This is a genomic window from Chryseobacterium sp. SIMBA_029 (assembly GCF_046535275.1).
In the GTDB taxonomy this organism is placed as follows: domain Bacteria; phylum Bacteroidota; class Bacteroidia; order Flavobacteriales; family Weeksellaceae; genus Chryseobacterium.
In genome coordinates, this window is sequence record NZ_JAWRXA010000229.1 from 1 (window position 1) to 278 (window position 278).

The following is a 278-nucleotide window of genomic DNA, read 5'->3' on the forward strand; positions in this document are numbered from 1 at the left end:
CCGCTCATGGTGCGCCGGACGGTGACGTTGGTTCCAGCCCTGATCATCCTTGGCGCGGGGATAGAACCGACCCTGGCCCTGATACTTAGCCAAGTGCTGCTCAGTTTCGGCATTCCCTTCGCCCTGATTCCGCTGATCCGGCTCACGGGCAGTCGCGATGTCATGGGAATCCACGCCGACTCGATGCCGGTCAAATTCGCCGCGTGGACCAGCGCGGTCCTGATCGTGGGCCTCAACGTGGTGCTCATCGCCCTGACATTCGGTGCCCTGGCCTAGGG

Annotated in this window: 1 protein-coding gene; it reads left to right on the forward strand. The window is 63.3% G+C overall.

What is annotated here, in order from left to right; translation table 11 throughout:
• The coding region (locus tag SB679_RS23930; RefSeq protein WP_410704738.1) for a divalent metal cation transporter at positions 1–276 on the forward strand (276 nt) is incomplete at its 5' end.
• Positions 277–278: the final 2 nt, after the last annotated feature.